At 62.8% G+C, this 25999-nt stretch carries 25 protein-coding genes; 14 read left to right on the plus strand and 11 right to left on the minus strand.

Annotated elements, in window-relative coordinates; all coding sequences use genetic code 11:
- Window positions 1-68 precede the first annotated feature (68 nt).
- From KHO33_RS06370 to KHO33_RS06380, 3 genes are all read left to right on the plus strand, one after another.
- Window positions 69-335 carry a type B 50S ribosomal protein L31 gene (locus KHO33_RS06370; protein ID WP_054039460.1) on the plus strand — a complete coding sequence of 89 codons (267 nt, stop codon included), beginning with the start codon at window positions 69-71 and terminating at the stop codon, window positions 333-335.
- 317 nt (window positions 336-652) lie between these two features.
- Window positions 653-2410, plus strand: a complete 1758-nt coding sequence (locus KHO33_RS06375) for an ArnT family glycosyltransferase (RefSeq protein ID WP_200564507.1) — start codon at window positions 653-655, stop codon at window positions 2408-2410.
- A gap of 2 nt (window positions 2411-2412) precedes the next feature.
- The gene (locus KHO33_RS06380) at window positions 2413-3792 is read left to right on the plus strand and encodes an MATE family efflux transporter (protein ID WP_200564506.1); all 1380 of its coding nucleotides are present in this window, start codon (window positions 2413-2415) and stop codon (window positions 3790-3792) included.
- Between the two features lie 273 nt (window positions 3793-4065).
- Here the strand turns inward: KHO33_RS06380 and KHO33_RS06385 are convergent, their stop codons facing one another.
- From KHO33_RS06385 to KHO33_RS06395, 3 genes are all read right to left on the minus strand, one after another.
- Window positions 4066-4476 carry a carboxymuconolactone decarboxylase family protein gene (locus KHO33_RS06385; RefSeq protein ID WP_054039458.1) on the minus strand — a complete coding sequence of 137 codons (411 nt, stop codon included), beginning with the start codon at window positions 4474-4476 and terminating at the stop codon, window positions 4066-4068.
- Window positions 4428-4922, minus strand: a complete 495-nt coding sequence (locus KHO33_RS06390; RefSeq protein WP_054039456.1) for a MerR family transcriptional regulator — start codon at window positions 4920-4922, stop codon at window positions 4428-4430. The genes KHO33_RS06385 and KHO33_RS06390 overlap by 49 nt, the downstream gene beginning before the upstream one ends.
- Window positions 4923-4999: 77 nt before the next feature.
- Complete coding sequence (locus KHO33_RS06395) at window positions 5000-5227, minus strand: hypothetical protein (protein ID WP_200564505.1); 228 nt, start codon at window positions 5225-5227, stop codon at window positions 5000-5002.
- Between KHO33_RS06395 and KHO33_RS06400 the strand changes: the two genes are divergently transcribed.
- Entirely contained in the window at window positions 5226-5819 is a 594-nt protein-coding gene (locus KHO33_RS06400; protein ID WP_200564504.1) for a ComEA family DNA-binding protein, read from the plus strand. The two genes, KHO33_RS06395 and KHO33_RS06400, sit on opposite strands and share 2 nt — an antisense overlap.
- A 41-nt stretch (window positions 5820-5860) precedes the next feature.
- Window positions 5861-6424, plus strand: coding sequence for a YidB family protein (locus KHO33_RS06405; RefSeq protein WP_407946164.1), 564 nt, complete (start codon window positions 5861-5863; stop codon window positions 6422-6424).
- 142 nt (window positions 6425-6566) lie between these two features.
- Here KHO33_RS06405 and clpB read toward each other — a convergent pair whose 3' ends face one another.
- On the minus strand, window positions 6567-9164 hold the full coding sequence (gene clpB / locus KHO33_RS06410) for an ATP-dependent chaperone ClpB (RefSeq protein WP_093632636.1): 2598 nt from the start codon (window positions 9162-9164) through the stop codon (window positions 6567-6569).
- A 119-nt stretch (window positions 9165-9283) separates the two neighbouring features.
- The gene (locus KHO33_RS06415) at window positions 9284-9781 is read right to left on the minus strand and encodes an Rrf2 family transcriptional regulator (RefSeq protein ID WP_054039450.1); all 498 of its coding nucleotides are present in this window, start codon (window positions 9779-9781) and stop codon (window positions 9284-9286) included.
- Between the two features lie 304 nt (window positions 9782-10085).
- Between KHO33_RS06415 and KHO33_RS06420 the strand changes: the two genes are divergently transcribed.
- On the plus strand, window positions 10086-10643 hold the full coding sequence (locus tag KHO33_RS06420; RefSeq protein ID WP_054039448.1) for a group III truncated hemoglobin: 558 nt from the start codon (window positions 10086-10088) through the stop codon (window positions 10641-10643).
- 150 nt (window positions 10644-10793) lie between these two features.
- Here the strand turns inward: KHO33_RS06420 and moaE are convergent, their stop codons facing one another.
- The 6 genes from moaE to KHO33_RS06450 all read right to left on the minus strand — a co-directional run bounded on the left by moaE (window position 10794) and on the right by KHO33_RS06450 (window position 17459).
- On the minus strand, window positions 10794-11270 hold the full coding sequence (moaE, locus tag KHO33_RS06425; RefSeq protein WP_054039446.1) for a molybdopterin synthase catalytic subunit MoaE: 477 nt from the start codon (window positions 11268-11270) through the stop codon (window positions 10794-10796).
- 69 nt (window positions 11271-11339) lie between these two features.
- The gene (gene moaD / locus KHO33_RS06430; RefSeq protein ID WP_054039444.1) at window positions 11340-11597 is read right to left on the minus strand and encodes a molybdopterin converting factor subunit 1; all 258 of its coding nucleotides are present in this window, start codon (window positions 11595-11597) and stop codon (window positions 11340-11342) included.
- A 26-nt stretch (window positions 11598-11623) separates the two neighbouring features.
- Window positions 11624-12862 carry a molybdopterin molybdotransferase MoeA gene (locus KHO33_RS06435; protein WP_200564588.1) on the minus strand — a complete coding sequence of 413 codons (1239 nt, stop codon included), beginning with the start codon at window positions 12860-12862 and terminating at the stop codon, window positions 11624-11626.
- 482 nt (window positions 12863-13344) lie between these two features.
- Window positions 13345-14796, minus strand: coding sequence for a threonine synthase (gene thrC, locus KHO33_RS06440; RefSeq protein WP_200564503.1), 1452 nt, complete (start codon window positions 14794-14796; stop codon window positions 13345-13347).
- Between the two features lie 7 nt (window positions 14797-14803).
- Window positions 14804-16135 carry a homoserine dehydrogenase gene (locus KHO33_RS06445; RefSeq protein ID WP_200564502.1) on the minus strand — a complete coding sequence of 444 codons (1332 nt, stop codon included), beginning with the start codon at window positions 16133-16135 and terminating at the stop codon, window positions 14804-14806.
- Window positions 16136-16211: 76 nt separating this feature from the next.
- The gene (locus KHO33_RS06450) at window positions 16212-17459 is read right to left on the minus strand and encodes a pyridoxal phosphate-dependent aminotransferase (RefSeq protein ID WP_054034685.1); all 1248 of its coding nucleotides are present in this window, start codon (window positions 17457-17459) and stop codon (window positions 16212-16214) included.
- 422 nt (window positions 17460-17881) lie between these two features.
- On the opposite strand from KHO33_RS06450, the gene KHO33_RS06455 reads away from it, so the two are divergent.
- The 8 genes from KHO33_RS06455 (at window position 17882) to KHO33_RS06490 (ending at window position 25977) form a co-directional block, all read left to right on the plus strand.
- Window positions 17882-18256 (plus strand): Mth938-like domain-containing protein, encoded by a 375-nt coding sequence (locus tag KHO33_RS06455; protein ID WP_093632627.1) that lies wholly within the window; start codon window positions 17882-17884, stop codon window positions 18254-18256.
- A 211-nt stretch (window positions 18257-18467) separates the two neighbouring features.
- A complete protein-coding gene (locus KHO33_RS06460; protein ID WP_054034530.1) occupies window positions 18468-20231 on the plus strand; it encodes an ArnT family glycosyltransferase in 1764 nt (587 codons plus the stop codon).
- A gap of 25 nt (window positions 20232-20256) precedes the next feature.
- Window positions 20257-20628, plus strand: a complete 372-nt coding sequence (locus KHO33_RS06465; protein ID WP_054034531.1) for an SMR family transporter — start codon at window positions 20257-20259, stop codon at window positions 20626-20628.
- 256 nt (window positions 20629-20884) lie between these two features.
- On the plus strand, window positions 20885-22036 hold the full coding sequence (locus KHO33_RS06470) for a DegT/DnrJ/EryC1/StrS family aminotransferase (protein ID WP_054034686.1): 1152 nt from the start codon (window positions 20885-20887) through the stop codon (window positions 22034-22036).
- A 6-nt stretch (window positions 22037-22042) separates the two neighbouring features.
- Window positions 22043-23086, plus strand: a complete 1044-nt coding sequence (locus tag KHO33_RS06475; RefSeq protein ID WP_054034532.1) for a glycosyltransferase — start codon at window positions 22043-22045, stop codon at window positions 23084-23086.
- Window positions 23083-24030: a formyltransferase gene (locus tag KHO33_RS06480; RefSeq protein ID WP_200564501.1), complete on the plus strand. Its 948-nt coding sequence runs from the start codon at window positions 23083-23085 to the stop codon at window positions 24028-24030. The genes KHO33_RS06475 and KHO33_RS06480 overlap by 4 nt, the downstream gene beginning before the upstream one ends.
- Window positions 24027-25073 carry a bifunctional UDP-4-keto-pentose/UDP-xylose synthase gene (locus tag KHO33_RS06485; RefSeq protein ID WP_093632622.1) on the plus strand — a complete coding sequence of 349 codons (1047 nt, stop codon included), beginning with the start codon at window positions 24027-24029 and terminating at the stop codon, window positions 25071-25073. The genes KHO33_RS06480 and KHO33_RS06485 overlap by 4 nt, the downstream gene beginning before the upstream one ends.
- A gap of 10 nt (window positions 25074-25083) precedes the next feature.
- Window positions 25084-25977 (plus strand): polysaccharide deacetylase family protein, encoded by an 894-nt coding sequence (locus KHO33_RS06490; protein ID WP_054034535.1) that lies wholly within the window; start codon window positions 25084-25086, stop codon window positions 25975-25977.
- Window positions 25978-25999 lie beyond the last annotated feature (22 nt).

Here is a 25999-nt window from a genome sequence, read left to right on the forward strand (position 1 = left end):
GCCTAGATGCTGTCCGCATTCGTAGCGGCTGCTCGCGGGTTGGCTACCGCCAGATTAAAGGAAAGACCATGAAAGAAGGCATTCACCCGGATTACCGCGAAGTCCTGTTCATCGACATGTCGATCGACTTCAAGTTTGTGACGCGCTCGACCATCCAGACGCGTGAAACCGCCGAATTCAACGGCAAGACTTACCCGCTCGCCAAGATCGAAATATCGTCGGAATCGCATCCGTTCTACACCGGCCAACAAAAGATCATGGACACGGCAGGCCGCGTCGAGAAGTTCAACAAGAAGTTCGGCTCGCGCGCTACCGGCAAGGCAGCAGCGAAGTAATACCCGCCTCGTCGCTGGCCTTGGCCCGCAACGAAGCAGCAGCAAAAAAGGGCAGCGCGAGCTGCCCTTTTTTGTCTCCGCTTGTTCGTCGCGCCTGCTTGTCTCGCTTCTTTGTCCTCTTACCCCGGACGTCTCGTCGCACCTCGTCGCCCACCGCGGCGCCGTGTTACAGGCACCCCAATGACGTTGCGAGCCATTACCAGCCGTGACGCGCATCGCACGGCACGACTACAATGCCGGATGCTCCAAATTGGCCATTCCCGCCGGACAATCCATCCGGTCCCGGCTGCACCGCTTATCCGATATCCACACACCGCATGAGACCTGCCGTTCGCCTCACTGCCTCCGCGACCAGTGCACTGCCGCGCTGGCTGCTGCTGACCATCTGTATCGTCTACGCATTTTTCGGCCTGTTCGGCCGGGATCCGTGGAAGAACGAGGACGCAGCCGGCTTTGGCGTCATGTGGACGATGGCCAACGGCAGCGCGCACGACTGGCTGCTGCCGAATCTGGTCGGCAAATACATGACCGAAGACGGCCCGCTCGGCTACTGGCTCGGCGCCAGTGCGATCCGCGCGCTCGCACCGTGGGTCGACGCGAGCAACGCGTCACGCGTCTTCACGGGCCTGCTGTTTTGCGCTGGCTGCGCGTTCGTCTGGTATGCGGCCTACCTGCTCGGTCGGCGCGCCGAAGTGCAGCCGTTCAAATATGCATTCGGCGGCGAACCGGAGCCGCGCGACTACGGCCGCACCCTCGCCGACGGCGCCCTGCTGATCCTGCTAGCCTGCTTCGGCCTTGCTGAACGTGGCCACGAAACCACGCCGCAGCTCGCGCAGTTCTTCGGCATCGCCATGCTCGTGTACGGGCTCGTGCGGATGATCGACAAGCCCATTCAGGGCGCGCTGATCTGGGGCCTGGCGCTCGGCCTCGTCACCTTGGCAAGCAGCCCGGTGCTGGTCGGCGCGCTCTTGCTCGGGACCCTGGCGATGGCGCTGGTCGTGCGCGAGGCGCGTACGCGCTGGCTGCTGCTGGCCGGTTTGCCGGTGGCGCTCGTGCTGTCGGTAGCGTGGCCGATCGCCGCGCTCGCCGCCTTTCCCGACGACGCCGTCTGGTACCTGAACCAATGGGTGCACGTCAGCCTGTCGTCGTTCGCCGGGCCGCCCGGCTCGGTAGCCGCCTACGCGCTCAAAAACCTGCCGCTCTTCACGTGGCCGGCCTGGCCGCTGGCGCTTTGGGCATGGTTCAGCTGGTCGGGCCTGCGGCGCGCGCCGCACGTGGCGATGCCGCTGTCGGTGATCGGGCCGCTGCTCGTGCTGGTCGTGTTGCAGAGCCATCAGTCAAACCGGCTTTACATGCTGCTGTTGCCGCCGCTCGCGGTGCTGGCCACCTTCGCACTGCCCACGCTCAAGCGCGGCGCGATCAATGCAATCGACTGGTTCGCGCTGCTGAGCTTCACGATTCTCGGCAGCTTCGTCTGGCTGGTGTATGCGGCCGGGCTAACCGGCTTCCCGCATCCGCTCGCGCGCAACCTCGCGCGTCTCGCCCCGGGTTTCGCGCCGCAGTTCAAGATTCTGTCGTTCGTGTGCGCGGTCGCCGTGACGATCTGCTGGTTCGTCCTCGTGCAATGGCGTCTGGCTCGTCATCCGAAAGTCCTGTGGCGCAGCGTGGTGCTCTCGAGTGCCGGCACGACGCTGATGTGGGTGCTGTTGATGACGCTGTGGCTGCCAGTGGTCAACTACAGCCGGACCTATAAGGACGTCGCCGAACAGATCGCGAGCCATTTGCCGGAGGACTACACCTGCATCTCACCGGTGCGCCTCGGTAACGCGCAGATCGCGACCTTCGCCTATTTCGGCGACATGCATTTCTCCTTCAATCAGGATTGCGATGTGATCCTGCGTCAGGACACCCAGGACTTCGGCGATCCGAGCGCGATGTCGGACTTCATGTGGAAGCTGGTGTGGGAAGGCCGCCGCGTGGCCGACCGCGACGAACGCTTCCGCCTGTACGTGCGGATCGACCGTCCGAAGCCGCCGGTCGTCAAACGCCGCAGCTGGCACAAGAAGCCGGACTGAGCATGTTCGCCGACGTACGGAAAATCGCCGGGCTCGCATGGCCCGTGCTGATCGGCCAACTGGCGATCATCGCGTTCGGCGTGATCGACACGGCGATGGTCGGGCGCTATTCGGCCGTCGATCTCGCCGCGCTCGGCCTCGGTTCGTCGATCTACATTTCCGTCTACATCGGTCTGACCGGCATCCTGACGGCTCTGCAACCGATCACCGCGCAACTCTACGGCGCGCGCCGCTACACGGAGATCGGCGAGGAAGCGCGCCAGGCCTTGTGGCTCGCGCTCGCGTTGACCGTGATCGGCTTTCTGATTCTCTATTTTCCGGGGCGCGTGCTGCAGCTCGCGCGCGTGCCTGAAGCGCTGCATGAGCGCACGGTCGCCTACCTGCAGATTCTGGCGTTTGGCTTGCCGGCCGGCCTTGCCTTTCGCGTCTATAGCTCGATCACCAATGCCGTCGGCAAACCGCGGCTCGTGATGATCCTGCAGATCGGCGCACTGCTGCTCAAGGTTCCGCTCAACACATGGTTCATCTTTGGCGGACTCGGTGTGCCGGCGCTCGGCGGACCCGGTTGCGCGCTTGCCAGCACCACGATCAACTGGGGGCTGGCCGTAGTGGGGATGCTGCTGTTGACGCGCGTCGACGTGTTCAAGCCGTTCGCGATCTTTGCGCACTTCTGCTGGCCCGTCTGGCGCCGGCAGGCGGCGCAGCTGCGCCTCGGCATTCCGATGGGTCTGTCGTACCTGATCGAAGTCACCTCCTACACGTTCATGGCGCTCTTTATTGCGCGCTTCGGCACGACGACGCTCGCCGGCCACCAGATCGCCGGCAACATCGGTGCGGTGCTCTATATGACGCCGCTGGCAATCGGGATTGCCTCGTCGACGCTGGTCGCCCAGGCGCTCGGCGCGCATCGCCCGCAAGCAGCGCGCACGCTGTCGCGGCACGGCATCATGATGGCCGTGGCAATCGCCTTCTGTTACGGCGCGATTGTGCTGGTGCTGCGGCCGTATGTGATCGAAGGCTATACGCCGAACGCGCAGGTCGCGGCGGCGGCGATGCCGCTGGTGCTGATCGTCGTGTGCTATCACCTGTTCGATGCGTTGCAGATCACCACCGCGTTCGTGCTGCGCGCGTACAAAGTGGCGGTCGTGCCGACCGTTATCTATGCGGTTGCGCTGTGGGGCGTGGGGCTGGGCGGCGGGTATCTGCTTGGCTTCAATGTCACGGGTTTCACACCGGAATGGCTGACCGGCGCGCGCGGTTTCTGGGTCGCCAATACGGTGAGCCTGGCGATTGCCGGGATCGGATTGCTGTTGTATTGGCGTGATGTGAGCAAGCGGTATTTGCGCGCCGACGCGGTGGTCAGGGTGGATTCGGCGGCTTGAGAGGCTTGAGAGGCTTGAGAGGCTTGGGGGCCTGGGGGCTTGTTGGGCTCAATCAGCTTGCTGGAGTTGCTGGGCCCGCCAGGTTGTCGGGATTGTTCGAGCGGATTCTCGGAGCCGCCGCGCAATACCGAAGGAAACGGCCCCATCCATGTTAGCCAGGTTTTCAGGGCATACCGCCCACGCCACGTCGAAGTGACACGCAATAGCTGACCGTTAGTTGCGTCTTAGTCCCTAAAAAGCGGCCGCACCTGGCAGCCGCCCTTCTCTCCTGTCTCAAGCCGCTTGTGTTTCCTTCAGCGCCTGATCCCGCCGTTCGAAAATCTCCCTTGCCGCGAACAGCGCGTTCAGCGCAGCCGGGAAGCCCGCATAGAGTGCCATCTGCATGAACACCTCGACGATCTCCTCGCGCGTGCAGCCGACGTTCAACGCCGCCTCGATATGAACCTTCAACTGCGGTTGCGCGCAGCCGAGCGTCGCCAGCGAGGCAATCGTCGCGATTTCTCGCGCCCGCAAATCGAGTTGTGGCCGGCTGTAAATATCGCCGAAGCCGAATTCGATCAGCAGGCGTCCGAAATCCGGCGCGATCGGCGCAAGCGCGGCGATCACCTGCTCGCCGGTCGAGCCATCGATTTCCTTCAGTTTGTCCCAGCCCCGGGTGTAGCGATCGTTTTGTGCGTGTTCCATGGTGAGTCCTCGTCCGAATGCGAAAGTGATTGGGTTTCGTCGATCTGTCGTGTCGGCGTGCTCGCGGCGGGCTGCCGCTCAGCGGTCTCGTAATAGGCGATTTTGTCGATGATCGCGCCGAGATTGCTCTGCAACTCGGCGATCCGCGCCAAAACCGCATCCCGATGCGCCACCAGCAAGTCGCGGCGCTCACCCACCGTAGGCTGACCTTCTGCCCGCAGTGCCGCGAACGCCTGCATCCCGGCGATCGGCATGCCGGTCGCCTTCAGACGCATCACGAACTGCAGCCAGTCGAGATCGGCCGGCGAATACAGGCGATGCCCCGCCTGCGTGCGCCCGACCGCCCGAATCAGGCCGGCCTGCTCGTAATAACGCAGCGTGTGAGTAGAGACGCCGATCGTTGCGGCGACCTCGCCGATGGTGAGTGCTTTTGACATTTTCGACATGACGGAACTCAGGTTAGGACTTCGAGTGCACTCTAAGTCAAGTAGAAGGCGCTGTCATTTATCTGCCTTGTCGTTATTTACGGTGGACCGATAAACTCATAACTGCTTAATCGCCAGGCAAAAGCTTCAAATATTGTCCAGCCTGATTTACTTGTCATGAATCGATCGGTATAAATCGTCGGCGTTCGCAAATAAGGGCGCGCAATTTGTTCTATGCTTAAGCGCAGCGCCTGCTGACAAGGTGCGTCGTCCCGAGTTTTCCCTTTGCGGCTAACTTTTTTTGCCCTCAATGGAGTGCTTGCCATGCTGAAGAAGCTTTTGATGCTTTGCGTTGCTTTGGCTTTGTCGCTGTCGGCCGGATTTGCGGCGGCCGTCGAAGTGAATTCCGCCGATCAGGCGGCGCTCGAATCGGTCAAGGGTATCGGCCCGGTGCACGCGAAAGCGATCATCGACGAACGCACCAAGAACGGCCCGTTCAAGGATGCCGATGATCTCGCCACCCGCGTCAAAGGCATCGGCACCAAATCGGTGACCAATCTCGAAGCGGCCGGCCTGACGATCAACGGCTCGTCCACGCCGCCTACGGGCGCCAAGGCTGCCGCGAAGTCCAGTAGCACCGCCAGCACCAAGGCGGCGCCGGCGGCCGCTCCTGCCGCGACTACCGCGGCCGCGACAACAACTCCAGCGGCAACGGCTGCGCCTACGGAGGCATCCGGCACCAAAGCGTCGAAGTCGAAGAAGAGCAAGGCCGCGGCGTCCGACGCAGCGGCTGCTTCCGCGCCGGCTACAGCGGCCGCTGCCAGCGCGCCGGCCGACGCATCCGGCACCAAGGCTTCGAAGAAGAAGGCAAAGAAGAGCAAGGCTGCATCGGCTGCGGCAGCCTCTGGCGGGGCGTAAATCGGGTTGAGTACCGGCCGCATGGCGGCCACGCTGGTCACGTGCGATACGCGCGTGATGCATACATAAGCGCGGCCCCGCTCCCGTCTACCTTCCTTCCACCGGCGCCGCGCGACCGCGCGGCGTTTTCACCCGCTGGCTCGTCAAACACGGGTCGGCATTCAAGAGAGACCGTCATGAGCCTACTCGACACTATCGGTTCCCTGGTTGGCAAATCGCCTGAAGGCGGTGGCCAGCAAGCCCTCATTTCAGCCGCGCTGGAATTCGTCAACAACCAGCCGGGCGGCCTGAATGGCCTGATCAGCAGCTTCAAGGAAAAGGGCCTCGGCGACGTCGTGTCGTCGTGGGTTAGCAACGGCGAGAACCAGGCGATCTCGCCCGACGCCCTGCACAGCGTGCTTGGGTCGGACGTCGTCACCAACCTCGCGGCGAAGGCCGGCGTGCAACCGGATCAGGTCACCGGTCTGCTCTCGCAGATTCTGCCGCACGTCGTCAACGCGGCGACGCCCGACGGCGAAGTCCCCGCTGAAGGCAAGCTCAATTCGACGACGGTGCTAGGCGCGCTCGGCGGCCTGTCGGCGCTGTTTGGCAAGGGCAACGCGTAAGCTGCGTCACCCGTCATCGCCCTGTAGCAGACGAAAGCAGGCGAAAAAAAAGCGGCAACGAAGTCACCTTCGTTGCCGCTTTTTGACGTTGGCTGGAACGGCCCAGCCACTGCCGTTCCATCCTTGGCCTAACGCGTCTCGCTTAGTGCACGACGCGGTCGAACACCAGCTTGCCGTCTTCCACTTCGACCGGAATCACATCCTTCGGACCGAACTTGCCGGCGAGTATCAGCTTGGCGACCGGGTTCTCAATCTCCTGCTGGATTGCGCGCTTCAACGGCCGTGCCCCGAACAACGGATCGTAGCCGACCTTGCCGACGTGCTCGAGCGCCGCGTCCGACACCACCAGTTGCATGTCGAGCTTGGCAAGCCGTTCATGCAGACGTTGCAGCTGAATCCGCGCGATCGACTGGATGTTCGAACGGTCGAGCGCATGGAACACCACGACGTCGTCGATCCGGTTCAGGAACTCGGGCCGGAAGTGCAGCTTCACTTCTTCCCAGACCGCGTCCTTCACCGCTTCCTGCGGCTCGCCGACCATCGCCTGGATCACCTGCGAACCGAGGTTCGACGTCATCACGATCACCGTGTTCTTGAAGTCCACGGTACGACCTTGTCCGTCGGTCATGCGGCCGTCGTCGAGCACTTGCAGCAGGACGTTGAACACGTCCGGATGCGCCTTCTCGATTTCGTCCAGCAGAATCACGCTGTACGGCTTGCGGCGCACGGCTTCGGTCAGGTAACCCCCTTCCTCATAGCCGACGTAGCCCGGCGGCGCGCCAATCAAACGCGCGACGCTATGCTTCTCCATGAATTCGCTCATGTCGATACGGATCAGATGATCTTCCGAATCGAACAGGAACGACGCCAGCGCCTTGCACAACTCGGTCTTGCCCACGCCGGTCGGGCCAAGGAACAGGAACGAGCCATACGGCCGGTTCGGATCCGCGAGACCCGCGCGTGAACGGCGAATCGCATCGGCCACCGCGGTGATCGCTTCGTCCTGACCGACCACGCGGTCATGCAGTTTCTCTTCGATCTGCAGCAGCTTTTCGCGCTCGCCCTGCATCATGCGCGACACCGGAATGCCGGTGGAACGCGAGACGACTTCAGCGATTTCTTCCGCGCCGACCTGCGTGCGCAACAGGCGCGGACGCGTCGGATTGTTCTGCTCTTTCGCTTCGGCCTGGGTCACTTCCTTCAACTGCGCTTCAAGACCCGGCAGCTTGCCGTACTGCAACTCGGCGACTTTTTCCAGCTTGCCTTCACGCTGCAGGCGAACGATTTCCGCGCGCGTTTTTTCAATGTCTTCCTTCAACTGCGCGCTGCCCTGCACCGCCGCTTTTTCCGCGGTCCAGATTTCTTCGAGGTCCGAATATTCGCGATCCAGCCGCTCGATTTCTTCTTCGATCAGTTGCAGACGCTTTTGCGACGCTTCGTCCTTTTCCTTCTTGACGGCTTCGCGCTCGATCTTCAACTGGATCAAACGACGGTCGAGCCGATCCATCTCTTCCGGCTTCGAGTCGATTTCCATCTTGATCTTCGAAGCGGCTTCGTCGATCAGGTCGATGGCCTTGTCCGGCAAAAAACGATCCGTGATGTAGCGATGCGACAGTTCGGCTGCCGCGACGATCGCCGGATCGGTGATGTCGACGCCATGATGCAGCTCGTACTTTTCCTGCAAACCGCGCAGGATCGCGATGGTGGCTTCGACCGACGGTTCGTCGACCAGCACCTTCTGGAAACGGCGCTCGAGCGCGGCATCTTTTTCGATGTACTTGCGATATTCATCGAGCGTGGTGGCGCCAACGCAATGCAGTTCGCCGCGCGAAAGCGCCGGCTTGAGCATGTTGCCGGCATCCATTGCGCCTTCGGCCTTGCCCGCACCGACCATCGTGTGAATTTCGTCGATGAAGACGATGGTCTGGCCTTCGTCTTTCGCAATGTCGCTCAGCACGGCCTTCAGGCGTTCTTCGAACTCGCCGCGGTATTTCGCGCCGGCCAGCAATGCCGCCATGTCCAAGGACAGCACGCGCTTTCCTTTCAGCGTTTCCGGCACTTCGCCGTTGACGATACGCTGCGCGAGGCCTTCGACGATCGCGGTCTTGCCCACGCCCGGCTCACCGATCAGCACCGGATTGTTCTTGGTGCGACGCTGCAGGATCTGGATCGAGCGGCGAATTTCGTCGTCGCGGCCGATGACGGGGTCGAGCTTGCCGGCCCGCGCACGCTCGGTCAGGTCGACGGTGTACTTTTTCAGCGCTTCACGCTGGCTTTCGGCGTCCTGGCTATGCACTTGCGAGCCGCCGCGCACCGCCGCGATCGCGCTTTCCAGCGACTTGCGCGACAGACCGTGCTGACGCGCGAGACGGCCGGCCTCGCCTTTATCGTCGGCGACCGCGAGCAGGAACATCTCGCTCGCGATGAACGTGTCGTTGAGTTTTTGTGCTTCCTTGTCCGCCTGGTTCAGCAAGCCGGTCAGCTCGCGGCCGATCTGTACGTTGCCGTCGGTGCCCTGCACTTGCGGCAGGCGCGTGATCGCGTCGTTCAGCGCGGTTTGCAGCGCCTGGACGTGCACGCCGGCACGCGAGAGCAGCGAACGCGCCGACCCATCCTGCTGGGCGACGAGCGCCGACAGGACATGAACTGGTTCGATGTATTGATTATCGTGACCGACGGCCAGACTCTGCGCGTCGGCCAGTGCTTCCTGGAATTTAGTGGTAAGTTTGTCGATTCTCATCAAGAGACCTCCAATTTCAATTACCACCAAATTGAGGCGTTTTACGCAGGTTTCAAGCGCTTTTTTGCAATCAGCAACAACTATTTAACATTTGACGCGCGAGAATTTGCCCGCAGGTTTCAGGAGGCCGGCGTGGCGCCGCCAGCAGAAGCGACCGGCACGATCGGGATGACGGTGCTTAACCCAAGCAGCGCAGCCAGCGGGCCGTGCGGCATTGCAACCTCGCCGATGGTGTGACGGTCGAGTTCGGCGAGGAACGCGTTGCGCGCCGCCTCGAGCGCGCCGCGCAGACGGCAGTGCGGTGTAATGACACAGGCGCGGCGCTCACCTTGCTGGTCCGGGAAGCAGCCGACCAGCGCAAAGTCACTTTCCGTGGCCCGCACAATCTCGCCAACGGTCAAGGCGCTGGTTTGTTCGGCGAGCCGCAGGCCGCCGTTTCGCCCTCGCACGGTCTCGACCCAGCCGAGTTCACCGAGTTGCTGCACCACCTTCATCAAATGGTTCTTGGATATCCCGTACGCGTCCGAGATGTCCTGAATGGTTGATAAGCCTTCACCGCGGACGGTGAGGTACAGCAGGACGCGCAGTGAGTAATCCGTATAGTCGGTCAGTCTCATAAGTGCAGGTGCCACGATGAGCGCAAGCCGCGATCCGGGGGATAACCGCGTCGATGCAAGGGTTGCCGGGGGCTGTCGCTTCGCCATAAGATGCTGGCGATACGCATGTTTTCTTATTTTGCGCTGACAGTCGGTGTTTGTCTTTCGGCAGTAATGGTAACGTTTCCCGCACGGGCCATTCATACGAAAAGCGGGGCATTCGTGGCCTACTTCCTTTTGTTTGGACACAGTTTGAGGTCATTCCTGACGGTCTGTGGCGCCATGTGGCGATTCATAATGAATAACGACATTCTCTGGAATTTGCATGAATCCGTCTTTTCCCGCCGCACCGGTTGTCGAGCGCAACGCCGAACCCACTGAGGCGAATATTCGCGAGCTCGTCTACGGTTTTTACGACCGCGTGCGCGCCGATCCGCTTCTGGGCCCCGTGTTCGAGGCGACGCTGGCGGGCCGTTGGGACGACCACTTGCCCAAGATGTGCACGTTCTGGGGCAGTCTTGTGCTGGGCGCGAAGCAATACCGCGGTAACGTACAGCAGGCCCATCAGCCGCTCGAAGGCGTCGAGCCGCAGCATTTCAGCCGCTGGCTGTATCTGTTTCTGGATACGGTGGAGTCGCGCTATCAGCCGGCTGCCGCGGTCCGCTTCATGGAGCCGGCGCTGCGTATCGCGCAGAGTTTGCAGTTGAGCCGCTTCGGCTGGGATTACAAGATTCCGGCGGAGCAGCAGGCGTTGCTGGAGCGCGTCGCGCCGAAACGTCCGCGCGGCGATGACCCGCACGAAGCGCATGCACCGGGCGCCTCGGCGCGGCGACCTGCGGAGCCGTTCCCGACGAGGATCATCGGCAAGGCGAAGCCTGACTGACGGAGATGCCCAAGCGGTGGCTCACGACAGCACGACGGCCATGATGCGTTGAAGGGGCCTTTGCAGGCACCCGAACTTGCACCGAAGATGCGCCGAAGCGCCCTGGGCGCGCCGCCCAGTCAGCTTCGTGGCTTGAAACCCGGCGCCCTCCTAATCCTCTTCCTGGTTACCCGACTCGATACCCCACCGGGCCAGCGCCGCGTCGTCGGCGACGCGGGCATCCACCCAGCGCTCGCCCTCTTCGGTTTTCTCTTTCTTCCAGAACGGCGCCTGGGTCTTCAGGTAGTCCATCACGAACTCGCACGACGCGAAGGCGTCACCCCGATGCGCGGCGGTGGTCGCCACCAGCACGATCTGGTCGAGCGGATAGAGCTTGCCGACCCGATGCACGATCAGCACCTCGATCCCCGGCCAACGCTCGCGCGCGCTCACGACGATCGCTTCCAGCGATTTCTCCGTCATGCCCGGATAGTGCTCGAGCTCCATCGTTTCAACCGTGCTGCCGTCGTTCAGGTCGCGCACGGTGCCGACAAAACAGGCCACTGCGCCGATTTTTGGATTGCGTGCGCGCAACGCGGCGACCTCGGCAGTGAGGTCGAAATCTTCCGTCTGGACGCGAACGGGCATCTTCGACTCCTTGGCGGTTAGACGATGTTTAGCGTGATTTGGCGAGTTCTTAGCGGTAATTCGACGCGCCTAACCACCCGTGACGGGCGGAAAGAACGCGACTTCGCAACCTTCGGTGACGCGCGTGCCGGCATCTGTCATCACGTGATTGCAGGCCATGCGCAGCGCGCGGCCTTCGGCAAGGGTATCGGCCCAGATGCCACCGCGCACGCGCAACCAGGCGCGCACGTCGCCGACGGTCGCGATGCCGTCCGGCAGATCAACCGTTTCGTCGGCTGTTTCGAGCGCTTCGCGTACGCTTGCAAAATATCGGAGTTGAATCTTCATCGGGAAACCGCCGGCGTTCGCCGGCCTCAGTTCAGCAATTCGGAAAAGGGGATGAAACGCACAGTCTCGCCGGCGCTGATCGCGTGGTTCGGTGGATTGTCGATCAGGCCGTCGCCCCACACGGTCGACGTCAGGACGGCCGAGCTCTGATTCGGAAACAGATCGAGGCCGCCGGCCGGATTGATGCGCGCGCGCAGGAATTCGTTGCGGCGGTCGGCCTTCTTCTGCGTGAAATCCGCGCGCAGCGACAGCGCGCGCGGCGCCACCGTCTGCATGCCGGCCAGAAGCAGAACGAACGGGCGGACGAACAGCAAAAAGGTCGCGAAGCTGGAAACCGGATTGCCCGGCAGACCGATGAAGAAGGTTTCGGCTGAGGCTGAGGCAGCCGCGTCTGCCTGCTGCGCGGCACGGCGCACCGCGCCGAAAGCGAGAGGCTTGCCGGGTTTCATCGCGATCTGCCACATCGACAGGCGCCCTTCGGCCTCGACTGCCGGCTTGACGTGATCTTCCTCGCCAACCGACACGCCGCCGCAAGTGAGGATCAGATCGTGCGCTTGCGCGGCTTCGCGCAACGTTGCGCGGGTCGCGTCGAGTTTGTCGGAGACGATGCCGTAGTCGGTCACCTCACAGCCCAGCTTTTCCAGCAGGCCGCGCAGCGTGAAACGGTTCGAGTTGTAGATCGCGCCGGGTTTCAGCGGCTCGCCAGGCATGGTCAGTTCGTCGCCGGTGAAGAACACGGCGACTTTTACGCGGCGGCGCACGTTGAGTTCGGCGCAGCCGACTGAGGCTGCAAGTCCCAATGCCTGCGGCGTCAGGCGTGTGCCGGCTGGAAGGATGGTCGAGCCGCTGCGGATGTCCGCGCCTTGGGCCGTGATCCATTCGCCAGGTGCCGGGCTGTGCAGGATCGTGACTTCGTTGCCGGTGGCCTCGGTTTGCTCCTGCATCACGATGGCGTCGGCGCCCGGCGGCACCGTAGCGCCAGTGAAGATGCGGGCTGCCGTGCCGGGTTTTAACGGCTCGGGCGCGTGGCCGGCTGGAATACGTTGCGAGACCGGCAGGCGGCGCTTGCCGTCGGTTGCCAGATCTTCTGTGCGGATCGCGTAGCCGTCCATTGAACTGGTGTTCATGGGGGGGACGTCGAGCGGTGACGTGACGTCTGCCGATAGCACGCGGTTGAGGGCGTCTAGCGTGGGGATCGATTCCGTACCGGGGATCGGGCTCGCTGCGCTGAGCAAGGTCGCCAACGCTTCGGCAGTGGAGAGCATCGGGGCGCGGGGCGTTGGGGTGGACATCTTTTGGTCTCGAAGCCGCTGGTTAAAGGAATATTGTAGCGGTCGAGCATGGGGGCCGGTGGCGGGTGGGTGTTATGGTGGTTTTTTTGCCTGCTCGGCGGTTGTTTGTCCGTGTTCCTGGGGCTTTGGGCTTTCCTTGTTCTGGCTTTGGTGCCTTTCCTTGCATTGTTAGTGGTCTATTAGCGTTGCCCCTGTGCGGGGCGGCACTTACTTTCTTTGCCGCCGCAAAGAAAGATAAGCAAAGAAAGCGGCTAGAAGCCCCTGCTAAGTGGGCGCCGTGGTCTGCCACGGGTAGTGGTGCATCTGGAATCTGGGTTCGTGCACCTGCACGCGCCAGTGACAAGGGCGTCATACTTCCGGCGGCGCTGCGCGCGCCGACGAGTATATCTTCAAACCAATCTCGCCCGTCGCCCATCGCATCGAGCGCGACTCCGTCGCGCTCGATGCTCGCGGTGTTACTCGCTCGTGTTTGCGACGATGTAGTCCTTCACGCGCTGCGCGTCCGCCGGCAGTACTTCGAATCGCTGCGGTAGCGATTCCAGGCCCGAGAATGCGGCTGGGCGCTCCGGTTCGCGTAGCAGCGCTTCGCGGATCGTTTCGCCGAACTTGATCGGTTGCGCCGTCTCCAGCACGATCATTGGGATGCCGGCCTGCAAATGCTCGCGTGCCACCTTCAGGCCGTCTGCCGTGTGCGTGTCGATCATCGTGTCGTAACGCTCGAAGACGTCGCGGATCGCGTCCACGCGGTCCTCGTGGCTGCTGCGGCCAGATACGAATCCGAACTCCTTCACGCGCGCAAAATCACCGCTCGCCGCCAGGTCGAAACCGCCCTTCTCTTCGACGTCGCGGAACAGCTGCAGCACGCGCGCCGGGTCGCGGCCCAGCAGGTCGAACACGAAACGCTCGAAGTTCGATGCCTTCGAAATGTCCATGCTCGGGCTGCTCGTGTGGTACGTCTCAGCCGCCTTGCGCACGCGGTAAATGCCGGTGCGGAAGAACTCGTCCAACACGTCGTTTTCGTTCGTCGCGACCACCAGCTTCTCGATCGGCAGACCCATCATGCGTGCGATGTGACCCGCGCACACGTTGCCGAAATTGCCCGACGGCACCGTGAACGAGACGCGCTCGTCGTTCGACTTCGTCGCGGCAAAGTAGCCCTTGAAGTAGTACACGACTTGCGCCACCACACGCGCCCAGTTAATCGAGTTGACCGTGCCGATCTTGTACTTCGCCTTGAACGCGTGATCGTTCGAGACCGCCTTTACGATGTCCTGGGCGTCGTCGAATACGCCTTCGACCGCGATGTTGAAAATGTTCGGGTCCTGCAGGCTGTACATCTGTGCAGTCTGGAACGCGCTCATTTTCTTATGCGGCGAGAGCATGAAGACGCTGATGCCCTTCTTGCCGCGCATCGCGTATTCCGCTGCGCTGCCGGTGTCGCCCGAGGTTGCGCCCAGAATGTTCAGCGTTTCGCCGTGTCTGGCCAGCGCGTACTCGAACAGGTTGCCGATCAGCTGCATCGCCATGTCCTTGAACGCGAGCGTCGGACCGTTCGACAGTTCCAGCAGCGACAGCGGCGCGCCGTTCTCGACGCCCAGCGTCTTCAACGGCGTGATCTGCGCGGCGCTTTCGTCGTCGCGCACGTGGCAATACGTCTCGGCCGTGTAGGTCTTGCGCGTCAGGGCGCGCAGGTCTTCGGCGGGGATGTCGTCGCTGAATTTCGACAGGATTTCGAACGCGAGATCCGCGTAAGGCAGCGTGCGCCAGCGCGCCAGCTCGTCAGCCGTGACGCGCGGATATTCCGCCGGCAGGTACAGGCCGCCGTCTTTCGCAAGACCGCCCAGCAGAATGTCGGAAAACGTATGGCGCTCACCGGCTCCGGCGCCGCGCGTAGAGAGGTAGTTCATATTCGGCCTAGTTCAGCGCTTCCATGCGCAGCTTCGTGACTTGCGAGACAACGGTCTTCAGCGCTTCGATCGTCTTGATCGCCGCGTTGACGTTCTTTTCAACCGTTTCGTGCGTAATCAGGATGATGTCGGTTTCGCCCTTGCCGTTCGCGTCGACCTGCTCCGATTCCTTCTGCAGCAGCGCGTCGATCGAAATGCCCCGGTCCGCCAGGATGCGCGTGATGTCGGCCAGCACGCCCGTCACGTCGGCCACGCGCAGGCGCAGGTAGTAGCCGCTCGTCACTTCGTCGATCGGCAGGATCGGCGTGCTCGAAAGGCTGTCGGGCTGGAACGCCAGATGCGGCACGCGATGCTCCGGATCCGCCGTATGCAGACGCGTCACGTCGACCAGATCGGCCACCACGGCTGAAGCCGTCGGCTCCGCGCCCGCGCCCTTGCCGTAGTAAAGCGTGGAGCCCACCGCGTCGCCGTGCACGACGACCGCGTTCATCGCCCCTTCCACGTTCGCCAGCAGGCGTTTTTCCGGAATCAGCGTGGGATGCACGCGCAATTCGATGCCCTTGTCCGTACGGCGCGAGATGCCAAGCAGCTTGATGCGGTAGCCAAGTTCTTCAGCGTATTTGATGTCGATTGCCGCCAGTTTGCTGATGCCTTCGACGTACGCCTTGTCGAACTGCACCGGCACGCCGAACGCGATCGCGCTCATGATCGTCGCCTTGTGGGCGGCGTCCACGCCTTCGATGTCGAAGGTCGGATCGGCTTCGGCATAACCCAGCTCCTGCGCGGCTTTCAGCGCAGTCGCGAAATCGAGCCCGCGGTCGCGCATCTCCGAGAGGATGTAGTTCGTCGTGCCGTTGATGATGCCGGCGATGTACTGGATACGATTGGCCGTAAGCCCTTCGCGCAACGCCTTGATGATCGGAATGCCACCCGCCACCGCCGCCTCGAACGCCACCATCACGCCGTTGGCGCGCGCCGCTTCGAAAATCTCCGTACCGTGCACGGCGAGCAGCGCCTTGTTGGCGGTGACCACATGCTTGCGGTTCTTGATCGCGCGCAGGACGAGGTCGCGCGCCACGCCCGTGCCGCCGATCATTTCCGCGATGATATCGATCGACGGATCGTCCACCACCGCGTTGAAGTCATCGGTCAGCGCCACGGTGCCGGCTTCGCTGCCAAGCACGGCGGTCGCCTTGGCGGGATTGCGCACGGCAATGCGCGCAATCTCAATGCCGCGGCCCGCGCGGCGTTTGATTTCTTCCTGATTGCGGCGCAGTACCGTGAAGGTGCCGCTGCCTACCGTGCCGAAGCCCAGCAGTCCAACTTTGATCGGTTCCATGCAGCGTGTGTTTTCGAGTAAGGGATTAAAAGGAAACTGGGGCTGGCAGCGGCGCGCGCCGGGCGCGCCGTCCATCTCAAGCCGTATGGCGTTTGCGATAGCCGTCGAGGAAGCGCGCGATCCGGTTGATCGAATCCGCGAGGTCGTCCACGTTCGGCAGGAACACGACGCGGAAGTGATCCGGCGTCTTCCAGTTGAAACCGGTGCCTTGAACCAGCAGCACGCGCTCTTCCAGCAGGAGGTCGAGGATGAACTGCTGGTCGTCCTGGATCGGATAAATCTTCGGATCGAGGCGCGGGAACATATACAGCGCCGCCTCGGGCTTCACGCAACTCACGCCGGGGATGGCCGTCAGCATGTCATACGCGAGTTCGCGCTGTTTGTACAGGCGCCCGCTCGGCACGATCAGGTCGTTGATGCTCTGATAGCCGCCGAGCGCGGTCTGGATCGCGTACTGGCCGGGCACGTTCGGGCACAGGCGCATCGAGGCCAGAATGCCGAGTCCTTCGAAGTAGTCTTTGGCATTGCGGCGGTTCTCGCCAGTCAGGCCCGAGATGAACATCCAGCCGGCGCGGTAGCCGCACGAACGGTAGCTCTTCGAGAGGCTGTTGAACGTGACGGTGAGCACGTCTTCCGAGAGCGCGGCCATCGACGTGTGCTTCTTGCCGTCATAGACGATCTTGTCGTAGACCTCGTCGGCGAAGATCACGAGGCCATGCTGGCGGGCGATCTCGATCAGGCCGAGCAGCAGTTCGTCCGAGTAGAGCGCACCGGTGGGGTTGTTCGGATTGATGACGACGAGCGCACGCGTATTCGGCGTGATTTTTGCGCGAATGTCGTCCAGATCGGGCATCCAGCTGTTCGATTCGTCGCAGATGTAATGCACGGGTGTGCCGCCCGACAGGCTGACGCCGGCGGTCCACAGCGGGTAGTCCGGCGCGGGCAGCAACACTTCGTCGCCGTCGTTCAAGAGACCCTGCAGCGCCATCACGATCAGCTCGGAGGCGCCATTGCCGATGTAGATGTCGTCCAGTTCGACGCCATGCACGCCCTTTTGCTGCGTGTAATGCATGATCGCCTTGCGCGCGGCGAACACACCCTTGGAATCCGAGTAGCCGGACGAACCCGGCAGATTCAGGATCATGTCCTGGATGATTTCATCCGGCGCGTCGAAGCCGAACGGCGCGAGATTGCCGATGTTCAGCTTGATGATGCGGTGGCCCTCTTCTTCGAGGCGCTTCGCATGTTCGAGGACGGGCCCGCGAATGTCGTAGCAGACATTCAACAACTTGTTGGATTTGAGAATCGGTTTCACGGCGGGCACTTCATCCTGTTGATGGGCTTGGGCGAACAAGCGGGGGCGGAAAAACCGGGACCCGGGCAAGTCCGCCGATACGGGGAATTATGACGCGGCACGCTCGCCAGAGACGAGAAAAGCAGACGAAATGCGGGCAAAACCAGGGCAGGTAGCCGATGGGCCGCGCCCGTGCTCTCAGGGCGGCTTATGACAGCACATGAGGGGGCACTTGAGCGAGGGGCGCCGCAAGGCGGCTAAAAAGTTATAATTTAGCGGATTTTGGCCGACTTCCGCAATGCACCAACCGCAACGGCAAGCCTTTTCGGCCGCTTCTGTGTCACTCGCTGTGCCACTCGCGTGTCCCACTCGCGTCAAACCGCCCTGCTTCCGTTCTGCCAGGTCAGGCCGCCAACACGCATGATGTCTCACGACGACTTCGGAAAACGAATTTGAAATTACATCAGGATTCCAGCGGCGCCCTCAACACCGTCACCGGTTACGGCGCCGGCTATGTCGAAATCAATCTGGTGCGCCACGCCGGCAGCATTCTCCTGCTGCCGGAAGCCCCGGTCATCCCCTGGCCCGTCTCCTCGTTCGAAGACCTGAGCGCCGAGCACTTCGCCATGCTGGTGGACGCCGCGCCCGAAGTGGTCATATTCGGCAGCGGTGAGCGCCTGCGCTTCCCCCATCCGCGCCTGACGGCCGCGCTCACCGCCAAACGCATCGGCGTCGAAACGATGGACTTCAAGGCCGCCTGTCGCACCTACAACATTCTGATGGCCGAGGGCCGCAAGGTCGCGGCCGCGTTGCTGATCGAAGGCTAGAGGCGGCGGGCAGCGGGCGTTTGCCTGACGTGCCGACACCGGCCGCGAGGCATGGCAGCCGCCGCGTGCGCATCGCCGGACCGGCCGCGCGCCCTGGCCGCGCCACGGCCGATAACGTACACTGCGCGCCATTGGCGCCATGCTGGCGATCGCCATTTTCAGATAACACTGCCTCGCTGCCCACGCGGCGTCGCCAAAAAGGTTGAAATTCATGAACGATACGCCGACGAGGCTACCGCTCAACCGCACCACGATCCTGCTGCTGGTGCTGGCCCTCGCCGTAATCTGGTTCGTGCCGCTCGGCTGGCGGCATCTGCTGCCGAGCGACGAAGGCCGCTACGCCGAAATGGCGCGCGAAATGTTCGTCACCGGCGACTGGATCACGCCGCGCTACAACGGCTACAAGTATTTTGAGAAGCCGCCGCTGCAAACGTGGCTCAACGCGCTCACGTTCGCGTGGTTCGGCATCGGCGAATGGCAGGCGCGCCTCTACACCGCGCTGACCGGCTTTGCCGGCGTGCTGTTGATCGGTTTCACCGGTGCGCGCGTGTTCAATGCGGCGACCGGCGTGTGCGCGGCGATCGTGCTGGCCACCTCGCCGTACTGGAACCTGATGGGCCACTTCAACACGCTCGACATGGGCCTGTCGTTCTGGATGGAGCTGACGCTCTGCGCGCTGCTGCTGGCGCAGCGCCCCAACCTGCCGACGGCCAACGTGCGGGCATGGATGTGGGTGTGCTGGGGGGCGATGGCGCTGGCGGTACTGTCCAAGGGCCTCGTCGGCGTGATCCTGCCAGGTGCGGTCCTGGTGCTGTACACCCTCGTCGCACGCGACTGGGCCGTATGGAAGCGCCTGCATATGATCGGCGGCCTGATCGTGTTCTTCGCGATCGTCACGCCGTGGTTCGTGCTGGTGCAGCAGCGCAACCCGGAATTCCTCAACTTCTTCTTCATCGTTCAACAGTTCAAGCGCTATCTGACGCCTGAACAGAACCGCCCGGGGCCGTTCTACTATTTCGTGCCGGTGCTGCTGGTCGGCTTCCTGCCGTGGTTGTCGGCGACCTTCCAGAGCGTGCGCCATGCGTGGCGCCTGCCGCGCCAGCCGAACGGCTTCGCGCCGGTCACGCTGATGCTGGTGTGGACCGCGTTCATCTTTCTGTTCTTCAGCGCTTCCCACTCCAAGCTGCTTTCGTACACGCTGCCGATCGCGCCGCCGATTGCCCTGGTTATCGGCATGTACCTGCCGCTCGTCACCCGTGACCAGTTGCGCCGCCATCTGGCCGGCTATGCGCTGTTTCTCGTCGTGGCCGCGTTTGCCGCGCTGTTCATGGCGCGCTTCGGCAACGCGCGCAACCCGACCGAACTGTACGTCGAATACCGCACCTGGGTGCTGGCGGCACTTGGCGTTGCCTTCGTGCTCACGCTGTTCGCGCTGTGGCTGAACCGCCGCAGCCGCGCCGGCACGCTTGGCGCCGTCGCGAGCTTTGGCGCGGCGTGGCTGCTGCTCGGCACGATCGCAGGCACGGGGCACGACGTGTTCGGCCGCCTGAGCTCCGGCGCGCCGCTCGCGCCCGCCATCAAGGCCGAAATCGCGAAGTTGCCGGCCGATACGCCGTTCTATTCGGTCGGCGTGCTCGACCATACGATGCCGTTCTACGTCGACCACACGATGATCATGGTCGAACATCCGGACGAACTGGCGTTCGGCATATCCGTCGAACCGCAGAAATGGGTGCCGACGGTCGACGCGTGGGTCGAGCGCTGGAAGGCCGATCGCTATGCGCTCGCGCTGATCCCGCCGTCAACTTACGACAAGCTGCTCAAAGAAGGCCTGCCGATGCAGGTGATCGCGCGCGACTCCCGCCGGGTGGTGGTGACGAAGCCCGCGGCGGCGCCCACGCCCGCATCCGGCGCAGCCACGCAGACCACACCGGCGCCCGACACCCCCGCGCCAGTGGAAAAACCACAACAATGACCCCATCTCAGGAACTGACCGTTCGATGAACCCGATTTCGCTCTTTTGTATCCTCGCAGGCGTCACGTTGAACGCCGGTGCGCAGTTGCTGCTCAAAGCCGGAACGAATGCCGTTGGACACTTCGAATTCACCCGTGCGAACATCCTGCCCATCGCCTTTCGCCTCGCGACCCAACCACCGATCATCGGCGGGCTGGCTTGTTATGTGATCAGCGTGGGCGTATGGGTGATCGGACTCTCGCGGGTAGACGTGTCGATCGCCTATCCGATGTTGTCGCTCGGATACGTCGTCAACGCGTTCGCGGCGTGGTATCTATTCGGCGAAGTGATGTCGGTGCAGAAGCTGGTAGGGATCGGCGTCATCCTGATCGGCGTGGTCGTCCTGGCGCGCAGCTAGGCGGCATGGCCCCGGCGGGCTGTGCCGGGCACGATTTATTACCGTTTATTGCCGGCGCTGATGCGCGCGCCGAGAAAATCCCGGCGGAAAAAGATACGGAAAGCCGGACACCGCCGCCGGCCAAGCAAAACGTAAGCTTGACCGCGGTAAGCTTGGCGGTTGCGCCCTTTTTTAGTCGTGGCCTTGGGTTTGCGCGTAGTTTGTGATCTACTTCGCGCCCTTCGGGTTGCGCCCCTTTCAATCGAGCGAAGCATTCATGAGCCAGTCAACAGTCCCGTTTTTGCCGTTTGTCAAACCCGAGATCGATGAAGAGACGATTCAGGGCGTCGCCGACGTGCTCCGCTCCGGTTGGATCACGACCGGCCCGCAGAACCAGAAGTTCGAAGCGGCGTTGTCCGAGTTCTGTGGCGGCCGTCCGGTGCGCACGTTCAATTCCGGCACCGCGACGCTCGAAATCGGCCTGCGCATCGCCGGTGTGAGCGAAGGCGACGAAGTCATCACCACCCCTGCCTCGTGGGTCGCGACCAGCAATGTGGTCTACGAAGTCGGCGCGACGCCGGTGTTCGTCGACATCGATCCGGTCACCCGCAACATCGACCTCGATCTGCTGGAAAAGGCCATCACGCCGCGCACCAAGGCGATCATTCCGGTGTACCTGTCGGGCCTGCCGGTCGACATGGACCGGCTGTACGAGATTGCCCGCGCCCACAAGCTGCGCGTGATCGAAGACGCCGCGCAGGCGTTCGGCTCGACGTGGAAAGGCGAGCGCATCGGCAAACTCGGCGATATCGTCTCGTTCAGCTTTCACGCGAACAAGAATCTGACCTCGGTCGAAGGCGGCGCACTGGTGCTGAACAATGAGGAAGAAGCCATCCTCGCGCAGAAGTACCGCCTGCAAGGCATCACCCGCACCGGCTTTGACGGCATGGACTGCGACCTGCTGGGCGGCAAGTACAACCTGACGGACGTTGCCGCGCGCGTCGGCCTTGGCCAGCTGCCGCATCTCGAACGCTTCATTGCGCAGCGCAAGAAACTGGCGCGCGCGTACTTCGCGGGCTTCGAAGGCGGCGCGGCGGCCAAACTGGGCGTCGGCCTGCCGCTGGCGGATTTTGAAAACAGCAACTGGCACATGTTCCTGATCACGCTGCCGCTCGAAAAACTCTCGATCGACCGCGCCGGCTTCATGGGTCAGTTGAAGGAGCGCGGCATCGGTTCGGGCGTGCACTACCCGGCGATTCACCTGTTCTCGCTGTACCGCGCGAAGGGCTTCAAGGAAGGCATGTTCCCGCACGCGGAGCGCTATGGCGCCAGCACGGTCACGCTGCCGCTGTTCACGCTGATGAACGAGGGCGACGTGGAGCGGGTCTGCCGTGCGGTCAATGAAATTTGCGAACAATACGGAAAATAAGCGGAAATGATTTATTCGGAACATCGCGCCGTCGCACCGGAAGTGTCGATCATCATCCCGGTGTACAACGAGGAAGCCGGGCTGGCCGCGCTGTTCGCGCGCCTCTACCCGGCGCTCGACGCGCTCGGCACCGGCTATGAAGTGATCTTCATCAACGACGGCAGCCGCGACAAATCCGCTGCCCTGCTCGCCGATCAGTTCCGCGCCCGGCCCGACACGACCCGCGTGATCCTGCTGAACGGCAACTACGGCCAGCACATGGCGATTCTGGCGGGCTTCGAGCAGTCGCGCGGCGAGATCGTGATCACGCTCGACGCCGACCTGCAGAATCCGCCGGAAGAAATCAGCAAGCTGGTCAACAAGATGCGCGAAGGCTACGACTACGTCGGCACGATCCGTCTGCAACGCCAGGACAGCTTGTGGCGCCGCAAAGCCTCGCGCGCGATGAACCGTCTGCGCGAGCGCATCACCCGCATCAAGATGACCGACCAGGGCTGCATGCTGCGCGCGTACAGCCGGCACATCATCGACACGATCAATCGCTGCGGTGAAATCAACACCTTCATTCCGGCGCTCGCCTACACCTTCGCGCAGAATCCGGTGGAGATCGAAGTCGCGCACGAAGAGCGTTTTGCCGGCGAGTCGAAGTACTCGCTGTATTCGCTGATCCGTTTGAATTTCGACCTCGTCACCGGCTTCTCGGTGGTGCCGCTGCAATGGCTGTCGTTCATCGGCGTGATCCTGTCGCTCGGGTCCGCGGCGCTGTTCGTGCTGCTGCTGATTCGCCGCTTCATCATCGGCGCGGAAGTGCAAGGTGTGTTCACGCTGTTTGCTGTGATCTTCTTCCTGCTTGGCGTGATCATCTTCGCGTTGGGCCTGCTGGGTGAATACATCGGCCGGATTTATCAGCAGGTGCGTGCGCGTCCGCGCTATCTGGTGCAGACGATTCTCGAGCAGCGCGACGGCACAACCGTGACCGAAGCGCCGCGTCAGGCGGTCGTGCAGGCCGTGCAGGCCGCGCCGCTGATCGATCAGGACCCAAATCCATGAAGCCGCGCGCCGTCGTTTTCGCGTATCACAACGTCGGCGTGCGCTGCCTGCAGGTGCTGCTCGCGCGTGGCGTCGACGTGGCGCTGGTCGTCACACATGAGGACAGCCCGACCGAAAACATCTGGTTCGGCAGTGTCGCCTCGGTTGCGGCCGAACACGGCATTCCCGTCGTCACGCCGGCCGATCCGAAGAGCCCGGAACTGCGCGCCGCGGTAAGCGCCGCGCGCCCGGACTTCATCTTCTCGTTCTACTACCGCCACATGTTGCCCGTCGACCTGCTGGCGCTCGCCGCACGGGGCGCTTACAACATGCACGGCTCGCTTCTGCCGAAGTACCGCGGCCGCGTGCCGACCAACTGGGCGGTGATCCACGGCGAAACCGAAACCGGCGCGACGCTGCACGAGATGGCCGCCAAGCCCGACGCGGGCGCGATCATCGCGCAAACGCCGGTGCCGATCCTGCCCGACGACACCGCCGCGCAAGTGTTCGACAAGGTCACGGTGGCCGCGGAACAAACGCTGTGGCGCGTGCTCCCGGCGCTGCTCGCGGGCGAAGCGCCGCATCTGCCGAACGATCTGACGCACGGCAGCTACTACGGCGGGCGCAAGCCCGAAGACGGCCGGATCGACTGGACGCAAGCCGCGCAGCAGGTCTACAACCTGATCCGCGCGGTTGCGCCGCCCTATCCCGGCGCGTTTACGGATCTCGAAGGCCACCGTTTCATCATCGCCCGTGCGCGTCTGGCTCAGCCCGGCGCGCTTCGCTCGGATTTGCCCCCGGGCCTGCACGTAAGCGATAATGCCGTTTTTGCGATATGCGGCGACGGTCGCTCGATCGCCATCCACGAATTGCGGCACCAGCGCGACGGCAGCGAAACCGTCGTGACCCCCGCCGAATTCGCCCGGCTCATCCAAACTCCCCTCGAAACTCCCCGTTACTCATGAAAAAAGTCCTGATTCTGGGTGTGAACGGCTTCATCGGCCATCACCTGTCCAAACGCATTCTCGAAACGACCGATTGGGAAGTCTTCGGGATGGACATGCAGACCGAACGTCTGGGTGACCTGATCAACCATGAGCGGATGCACTTCTTCGAAGGCGACATCACGATCAACAAGGAGTGGGTCGAGTATCACATCAAGAAGTGCGACGTGATCCTGCCGCTGGTCGCGATCGCCACGCCCGCCACGTACGTGAAGCAGCCGCTGCGCGTGTTCGAGCTGGATTTCGAAGCGAACCTGCCGATCGTGCGTTCGGCCGTCAAGTACGGCAAGCACCTCGTGTTCCCGTCGACCTCCGAGGTCTACGGCATGTGCACGGACGAGCAGTTCGACCCGGAAGAGTCGCAACTGTCGTACGGCCCGATCAACAAGCCGCGCTGGATCTACGCGTGCTCGAAGCAGCTGATGGACCGCGTGATCTGGGGTTACGGCATGGAAGGCCTGAACTTCACGCTGTTCCGTCCGTTCAACTGGATCGGCCCGGGCCTCGATTCGATCTACACACCGAAGGAAGGCAGCTCGCGTGTGGTCACGCAGTTCCTCGGCCATATCGTGCGCGGCGAGAACATCAGCCTCGTGGACGGTGGCGCACAGAAGCGCGCGTTCACGGATATCGACGACGGCATCGGCGCGCTGATGAAGATCATCGAAAACAAGGACGGCGTCGCCACGGGCAAGATCTACAACATCGGCAACCCAACCAACAACTTCTCGGTGCGCGAGCTCGCGCACAAGATGCTGACGCTGGCCGCCGAATTCCCGGAATACGCCGAGCTGGCCAAGAAGGTGCAGCTGGTCGAAACGTCTTCGGGCGCGTACTACGGTGCGGGTTACCAGGACGTGCAGAACCGCGTGCCGAAGATCGACAACACGATGCAGGAACTCGGCTGGGCGCCGAAGTCGACCTTCGACGAAGCGCTGCGCAAGATTTTCGAAGCGTATCGCGGCCACGTCGCCGAAGCGCGCGCCCTCGTCGAACAACAATAAGGCCTGATCCTTGGCTCGTATCGTCCTGAAGATCGACGTCGACACGCTGCGCGGTACCCGCGAAGGCGTACCGAATCTTGCGCGCATCTTCGACCGCTTCAAGGCGCGCGCCACTTTCCTCTTCAGCCTCGGGCCCGACCACACCGGTTGGGCGATGCGCCGCGTGTTGCGGCCGGGCTTTCTGAAGAAGGTGTCGCGTACCTCGGTGGTCGAACATTACGGCATCAAGCAATTGATGTACGGCGTGCTGCTGCCGGGGCCGGATATCGGCGTGAAGACAGCCGCGGAAATGCGCGCGATTCACGAGGCCGGTTTCGAATGCGGCATCCACACCTGGGACCACGTGTACTGGCAGGACAACGTGCGTTCGCAAGATCAGGAGTGGACTGAGAAGCAGATGCAGAAGAGCTTCAACCGCTTCGTCGCGATCTTCGGCGCGCCGCCTGTCACGCACGGTGCGGCGGGCTGGCAGATGAACGGGCATGCGTTCGAGCAGATCGACGCGTGGGGCATGCACTACGCGTCCGACGGGCGCGGCCACTCGCCGTATCTGCCGGTGATGGACGGCCGGCAACTGTCGCACGTGCAGATGCCCACCACGCTACCCACGCTCGACGAAGTGCTCGGCGTGGATGGGGTCGACGAGCACACCGTCGCCGCGTGGATGTTGAAGCACACCGAGAACAATCCGCACGATCAGGTGTTCACGCTGCACGCTGAGCTCGAAGGACAAAAGCTCGCGCCGATTTTCGAACAGTTGCTGGAGGGCTGGCGGGCGCAAGGCCATACCTTCGCGACTATGGGTGATTACTACGCCACGCTAGACCGCAGCACGCTGCCATCGTACCCTGTTACGTGGGGCGAAATTCCAGGTCGCTCCGGCGAATTGATTGTCCAGCCCTGACTGGCCCGTCTCTCGCCGGCAC

This window comes from Paraburkholderia nemoris (assembly GCF_905221015.1).
Taxonomy (GTDB): Bacteria; Pseudomonadota; Gammaproteobacteria; order Burkholderiales; family Burkholderiaceae; genus Paraburkholderia; species Paraburkholderia nemoris.

Excerpts from the sequence above, each read along its gene's own strand:
- KHO33_RS06465 (WP_054034531.1), top strand. The coding sequence starts at position 20,257 with ATGAACCCGATTTCGCTCTTTTGTATCCTCGCAGGCGTCACGTTGAAC.
- KHO33_RS06375 (WP_200564507.1), top strand. The coding sequence starts at position 653 with ATGAGACCTGCCGTTCGCCTCACTGCCTCCGCGACCAGTGCACTGCCG.
- KHO33_RS06400 (WP_200564504.1), top strand. The coding sequence starts at position 5,226 with ATGCTGAAGAAGCTTTTGATGCTTTGCGTTGCTTTGGCTTTGTCGCTG.
- KHO33_RS06390 (WP_054039456.1), bottom strand. The coding sequence starts at position 4,922 with ATGTCGAAAATGTCAAAAGCACTCACCATCGGCGAGGTCGCCGCAACG.
- KHO33_RS06485 (WP_093632622.1), top strand. The coding sequence starts at position 24,027 with ATGAAAAAAGTCCTGATTCTGGGTGTGAACGGCTTCATCGGCCATCAC.
- KHO33_RS06480 (WP_200564501.1), top strand. The coding sequence starts at position 23,083 with ATGAAGCCGCGCGCCGTCGTTTTCGCGTATCACAACGTCGGCGTGCGC.
- KHO33_RS06370 (WP_054039460.1), top strand. The coding sequence starts at position 69 with ATGAAAGAAGGCATTCACCCGGATTACCGCGAAGTCCTGTTCATCGAC.
- moaE (WP_054039446.1), bottom strand. The coding sequence starts at position 11,270 with ATGCCCGTTCGCGTCCAGACGGAAGATTTCGACCTCACTGCCGAGGTC.
- KHO33_RS06445 (WP_200564502.1), bottom strand. The coding sequence starts at position 16,135 with ATGGAACCGATCAAAGTTGGACTGCTGGGCTTCGGCACGGTAGGCAGC.
- KHO33_RS06385 (WP_054039458.1), bottom strand. The coding sequence starts at position 4,476 with ATGGAACACGCACAAAACGATCGCTACACCCGGGGCTGGGACAAACTG.
- KHO33_RS06395 (WP_200564505.1), bottom strand. The coding sequence starts at position 5,227 with ATGGCAAGCACTCCATTGAGGGCAAAAAAAGTTAGCCGCAAAGGGAAA.
- KHO33_RS06420 (WP_054039448.1), top strand. The coding sequence starts at position 10,086 with ATGAATCCGTCTTTTCCCGCCGCACCGGTTGTCGAGCGCAACGCCGAA.
- KHO33_RS06380 (WP_200564506.1), top strand. The coding sequence starts at position 2,413 with ATGTTCGCCGACGTACGGAAAATCGCCGGGCTCGCATGGCCCGTGCTG.
- clpB (WP_093632636.1), bottom strand. The coding sequence starts at position 9,164 with ATGAGAATCGACAAACTTACCACTAAATTCCAGGAAGCACTGGCCGAC.
- KHO33_RS06435 (WP_200564588.1), bottom strand. The coding sequence starts at position 12,862 with ATGCTCTCCACTGCCGAAGCGTTGGCGACCTTGCTCAGCGCAGCGAGC.
- KHO33_RS06475 (WP_054034532.1), top strand. The coding sequence starts at position 22,043 with ATGATTTATTCGGAACATCGCGCCGTCGCACCGGAAGTGTCGATCATC.
- KHO33_RS06460 (WP_054034530.1), top strand. The coding sequence starts at position 18,468 with ATGAACGATACGCCGACGAGGCTACCGCTCAACCGCACCACGATCCTG.
- KHO33_RS06470 (WP_054034686.1), top strand. The coding sequence starts at position 20,885 with ATGAGCCAGTCAACAGTCCCGTTTTTGCCGTTTGTCAAACCCGAGATC.
- thrC (WP_200564503.1), bottom strand. The coding sequence starts at position 14,796 with ATGAACTACCTCTCTACGCGCGGCGCCGGAGCCGGTGAGCGCCATACG.
- moaD (WP_054039444.1), bottom strand. The coding sequence starts at position 11,597 with ATGAAGATTCAACTCCGATATTTTGCAAGCGTACGCGAAGCGCTCGAA.
- KHO33_RS06415 (WP_054039450.1), bottom strand. The coding sequence starts at position 9,781 with ATGAGACTGACCGACTATACGGATTACTCACTGCGCGTCCTGCTGTAC.